A 4,955-nucleotide genomic window follows, 5' to 3' on the forward strand; every position below is an offset into this window, starting at 1 on the left:
GAATATTGCTTATTGTTGTTAATTTTTCATCAATATTATTGTTTATAGTAGTTATCTGAGTCTCTAAACCCTCTTTGTCTAAACCGTCAACATTAGGTAAAGAACGCGTAATTTCATCGATACGAACAGGAATTTTTTCTAGTTCTTTGTTAATCTCAGTACGTCTTACAGAAATGATTTTACGATGATTTTCAATTGTTCGACCTTGCAAGATTGTTGGAAGTGAAGATAATGCAGAATCACTTGCAATAACTTCTTCTTCTGAAATATCACCGCAAATTTCTAATAATGTTTTTCTGCGTTCCTCTTTCTTTAACTGTTCGTTGAAGAAAGAAGGTGAAGTAAGAAGTTTAAAAACATCTTCTTGGATAATAGATGCAACCTCATCCATATACTCTTTTTTCTTGGATGGCACACTATTAACAAAATAGCTTGTAGTATGTCCAGAAAACTCAGAAGTTGCCGAACCACGTTTCTTTGTCCATTTTTCAGCAAATACTTTACGAAGTGTAATTTCCTTTCCATCTAGTAAGAAACTAGCTTCAACTTCATGTTCCAGATTATGAACTTCTTTGCCAGCCACTAATGTCTTAATTGAGAAGTCTTTCTTGTTTTGACTGTCCTTATCAAATAGCAGCCAAACGAATGCATCAAACAAAGTAGTTTTACCAGTTGCATTGTCTCCAAATACACGAGCATTATATCCACGAGCATCCAGTGTAAATTCCTTTACACCTTTAAAATTACGAAGTGATAACCGAACCAATCTTAATTCTTGAGTCATAATAATCCTCCATTTCTTTACCAAAAGAATGTAATGTGTTACATTAATAAGAACAAAATATTTTTTTAAGTACTAGACTTCTGTTACCAGCAGAAGTCTTTTTCTTTAGATGCATATTGCTCCTTTCTATTTAATTTACAAAGACCTTAGTGCTTCGTTTGCACCGTCACGATCAAGAGCATGGCTTATGAGGTAGGGGGATACCTCGACTCTTGACCATGACGGCAATAACGAAACTTGCCGTAACAGCGATAAACTGTTAAAATAAATTCAACGATAAGAATTTTCTAGGGAAAATAGTATGTGCCAGCATGCTATTTTTTTGTGTATAATTTTAGTAATTCTAGCTTTGTTTCATCTGAAAGACTTAACCAAATACCAGCTTTAATTCTCATTTTTTTATACACCTCCTAAATCAAGTGACAATGCTCGTTTAGCGAAAAATGTTTGCTTTTTAATATCATCAAAGTGACCAACAGATGGAATAATGACTTGGTCCACTAGAGCTTCTTGTGTCCAGTTGCTCATTACTTTATCTAAATCTAATTTCCAATTCTCACTCATTGAAAGTAATGTTGCTTCTGCCGCTTGTTGTAAATCTAATACCTCCTCTGCTAACTTCTCGATTTCCGCATTAACTGCTTCTTTAATTTTTCTTCCCGGTCTCATATCCTTACTAATCGACAGTAATGTTTCTGCTGCTTTTATAGCTCCTTCTGCCTGTTGTATAAGGTTTTGTAATTGGTTTGGTACTGATATCAGTAACCTTGGATCTGTAGCAGGTAATCCCACTCGATAAATGTGTTTGATTTTAGATAGTGCTGTGTGATCTCCGACTAATCTGCACCAATCTGCTGCTAATTCAAATGGTGGTGCCGAAAAACCACTTTCGATATTGGTTAAGCGTTGTTGTGTGATTCCTAGTTGAGTGCAAAAATATGTTTTTGTACGTTGTTCCTCTTGACACGCACGCTCCCTTACAATTTTTAATATCTCTCCTATCTGTGAGGCAGAATATAAACTACCTCGCACTCTTGTGTTCGACATTGTGTTCCCCTCCATTTTTTTGTTTAAATAAGTAAAATAAAATTAATAGATTAAATGTTTATATGACTCTACTAAAATAATCTGTGTTTTCATCAACCCATCTTGTGTTCTTTTCAACCCATTTCATTAGCAAATGTGAAGGTATGAGAACACCAGCTTCACGACATACTGGAAAATCGGCTCTATTCAGAAGTTCAGAAGCCTTTGTCTGACTAATATTGAATAATTCCATAAATTGCTTTCGTGTTAACATTGGTGGTAATTGATTTTGCTTAACAACATCAGCTACAGCTTTTTGAATTTCTTCACGAAGAACTGTACGAAACTGTTCATCAGTGAAGTCTAGATTAACTTGAATCATGATTTGTCTCCTTTCAAATGTGTATCTTATGAAGTACTTTTTAAATATCTGGAAATAAAATTTCAGTTGGAAGATTGAAAATCTGTTGTAAACCTAAATCAACCTCAAGACTTGGATCAATTCTTCCACTCTCAAGATGAGAGATTAACGAAGCAGAAACACCAAACATCAAACCTAATTGTTTTTGATTCAAACCTAATCTCTTTCTTTCATCAATTAATCTTTGGCGCTTTTGCCCTTTGATGTTTAAGTACTCTTGGCAAGGATATTTCGTCTTTTTTCTTTTTGTTTTTCTTAAACTCAAATGCTTCACCTCCTATCTGAGTATTTTCAATGGAATAGGCAACAAAGTATTAAGCTGTATTTTGTTCCTTTAAAGAACATTTATTTTCAAAAAAAATCGTCCAGCTAAAGTTTAAAACTGATGCTATTAGTTTTGCTATTTTTACAGTAGGAGTTTTAGTACCGCTTTCGATATGTGTATAATAACTTCTAGATATATTACACTTTTCTGCAACATCTTGTTGTGTGTATCCTTTTTTTAAGCGAAGTTCCTTTAACCAAGTTCTCAATTTATCCACCTCCTTGTTCCCTTTAGTAACTTTCTATAACTGGATTATATGTTACCTAAAGGAACAAGTCAATGGTATTTTCGAAAAAAGTTACACTTTAAGGAACATTACTTTATTGTTTCTTATAGTAACATTATAATAATGATAAATATACTTTTTAGAATGGTTGGTAATTAATATGGATATTTTTCCAAAACGATTAAAAAAGTTAAGAGAATCTAAAAAAGCCCTTGATAGTAAATTCACTCAAGGTTATATTGCTGATTTAATCGGGGTAGCAAGAACTACTTATACTGCCTATGAGAACGGAACTAAACAACCTCCAATGGAAACAATTAATAAAATTGCTGATCTTTTTGAAGTTTCAACTGATTATCTCCTTGGGCGAACAGATAAACAAGAGCCCAATGATGACGATAAATTATACGAAGAGTATATGAATGATCCAGAGTTCCAATACGCTATGAGAAGTGCACATGGATTTTCTGAGGAAAATAAAAGCAAGGTTATTGATTATATAAAAATGATTAACGAACTTGAAAAAGGTCGAAAACCTGGGGATAGACAACCACGCATCAAAAAAAGAAGATAATGCTCCAACTTGGAGCTTTTCTTTTAATAATAAAACGAACATATATTCTGTTTCGAGGTGAGCATTTTGAAATACATACTAACTTCATTAGAAGAGGATGTTAAAGAATTATACAAATACTTGCATATTCAATCTCCAAATGACATTGATATGTATAACATTGCAAACGATTTAGATATTTGGATTCATTATCATAAAGATGATAGCAAGCTTTTTAAGAGTATATACGGATTATACAGTATCTTTCTAGATGAAAGACTTAGTGAACAGGAACAATGGCAAGATTTTGGTCATGAATTATGTCATGCAATAAAACACGTAGGTAATCAAGACGCGATGAGATATCTATTTAGATGTCTCCAAGAAAGTCAGGCTAATAATTTTATGTATCATTTTTGTGTTCCGACATTTTTATTATTAGAAATGAATATCTCGAATTACTTAAACATTGAGGATGGGGTTGAAATTATTGCATCAACTTTTAACGTTACAAAGGAATTTGCTCGTAAAAGATTAGAAATGTTTAGAAATCAAATAATGCAAGCTAAAGCTGATGAAGAACACAGAAGATATATGGAGTCGCGATATCCTAAAGCTCCTCCCTACTCTGATGAAACTAATAAAATTCTAGAAAGAGCATTTCAATACAAAGCTAAAAAAGGAATGGTGAATCCTAATGCCTAAACAATTTTTAGACTATCAATATATTGATGATAAGTTTGTACCTTTCCATTATGTACTTGAATTTTATTCTAACGAACTAAACTGGGACAAGCGTGTATATCATTTTGATGTTATTGCACCTATTGAATCATTTGAATACAGTGAAATTAATGACCAATTAATAACTATTCCTGTTTATTTATCAGAACTGATTATCAATCCAGACTACCCTTCAAGATTGGGTATCAATCTATATTCAATAAAGAAAAGGTTAAAATTCGATTTACACGATCCGAGTGTAATAGAGCAATTTATACTTTATGCCACAGATATCGAAATGGTTCTAAATGAGATACCAAAAAACAGAACCATGAACTTACTAATGAATGTTTAGGAGTGCAACTACGTGAGTAATAATCCGAAAACTAACAAGACTATTAATATACCAGTTTTTAAAAATATTCGTAAAAGTGATGATGGTAAAGTACATTACGATTTTGATAAATATATAACGGTTCCCAAAAATATGATTAAGAAGGACAAAACTAAGAACACATTGCATTAGGAATTTTTTATCAAGAGTATTTTCCGAACAAATCAAGAAAGGAGACTATCAATGGCTTATTTTCAAAAGACATCTGCAAAAAATAAGCAAGGTTATAAGTGGAAATGTACAGAAGAAGGTCCACGAAATCCAGCTACAGGAAAAAGAACTCAAATTACACGTAGAGCTGATACAAAAAAAGAAGCTCTTGAAAAAGTAAAAATCGCATTACGAGAACTCGAAATGAATAATGGTCTAGCTTACGATAAAAATATGTTACTACATGAATTTCTTGTTGATTGGTTAGAAACCTACAAAAAGAAATCAGTAAAAGCTAATACATTTAAATTGCATCACAAGAATGTACATAAAAATATCATACCTATGATAGG

8 protein-coding genes and 1 pseudogene are annotated in these 4,955 nt (G+C 32.4%); 4 read left to right on the forward strand and 5 right to left on the reverse strand.

Annotated features, from left to right (window positions below):
- The 5 genes from V7014_RS16995 to V7014_RS17015 form a co-directional block, all read right to left on the reverse strand.
- The coding region (locus V7014_RS16995; protein ID WP_335508626.1) for an ATP-binding protein at nt 1-784 on the reverse strand (784 nt) is incomplete at its 3' end.
- A gap of 399 nt (nt 785-1,183) precedes the next feature.
- Nucleotides 1,184-1,831 carry a sporulation sigma factor-processing peptidase gene (locus tag V7014_RS17000; protein ID WP_335508627.1) on the reverse strand — a complete coding sequence of 216 codons (648 nt, stop codon included), beginning with the start codon at nt 1,829-1,831 and terminating at the stop codon, nt 1,184-1,186.
- Between the two features lie 58 nt (nt 1,832-1,889).
- Complete coding sequence (locus tag V7014_RS17005; protein WP_335508628.1) at nt 1,890-2,192, reverse strand: DNA-binding protein; 303 nt, start codon at nt 2,190-2,192, stop codon at nt 1,890-1,892.
- Nucleotides 2,193-2,232: 40 nt separating this feature from the next.
- The gene (locus tag V7014_RS17010; protein ID WP_335508629.1) at nt 2,233-2,496 is read right to left on the reverse strand and encodes a helix-turn-helix transcriptional regulator; all 264 of its coding nucleotides are present in this window, start codon (nt 2,494-2,496) and stop codon (nt 2,233-2,235) included.
- 49 nt (nt 2,497-2,545) lie between these two features.
- Entirely contained in the window at nt 2,546-2,764 is a 219-nt protein-coding gene (locus V7014_RS17015) for a helix-turn-helix transcriptional regulator (RefSeq protein WP_335508630.1), read from the reverse strand.
- A 178-nt stretch (nt 2,765-2,942) separates the two neighbouring features.
- On the opposite strand from V7014_RS17015, the gene V7014_RS17020 reads away from it, so the two are divergent.
- The 4 genes and pseudogenes from V7014_RS17020 to V7014_RS17035 form a co-directional block, all read left to right on the forward strand.
- Nucleotides 2,943-3,356: a helix-turn-helix domain-containing protein gene (locus V7014_RS17020; protein ID WP_335508631.1), complete on the forward strand. Its 414-nt coding sequence runs from the start codon at nt 2,943-2,945 to the stop codon at nt 3,354-3,356.
- 66 nt (nt 3,357-3,422) lie between these two features.
- Nucleotides 3,423-4,040, forward strand: a complete 618-nt coding sequence (locus V7014_RS17025) for an ImmA/IrrE family metallo-endopeptidase (protein ID WP_335508632.1) — start codon at nt 3,423-3,425, stop codon at nt 4,038-4,040.
- Nucleotides 4,033-4,413, forward strand: a complete 381-nt coding sequence (locus V7014_RS17030; protein WP_335508633.1) for a hypothetical protein — start codon at nt 4,033-4,035, stop codon at nt 4,411-4,413. The genes V7014_RS17025 and V7014_RS17030 overlap by 8 nt, the downstream gene beginning before the upstream one ends.
- Nucleotides 4,414-4,635: 222 nt before the next feature.
- A pseudogene (locus V7014_RS17035) lies at nt 4,636-4,955 on the forward strand (site-specific integrase); the annotation flags it as partial.

The organism is Bacillus sp. JJ722, from assembly GCF_036963345.1.
Classification (GTDB): Bacteria; Bacillota; Bacilli; order Bacillales; family DSM-1321; genus Bacillus_AD.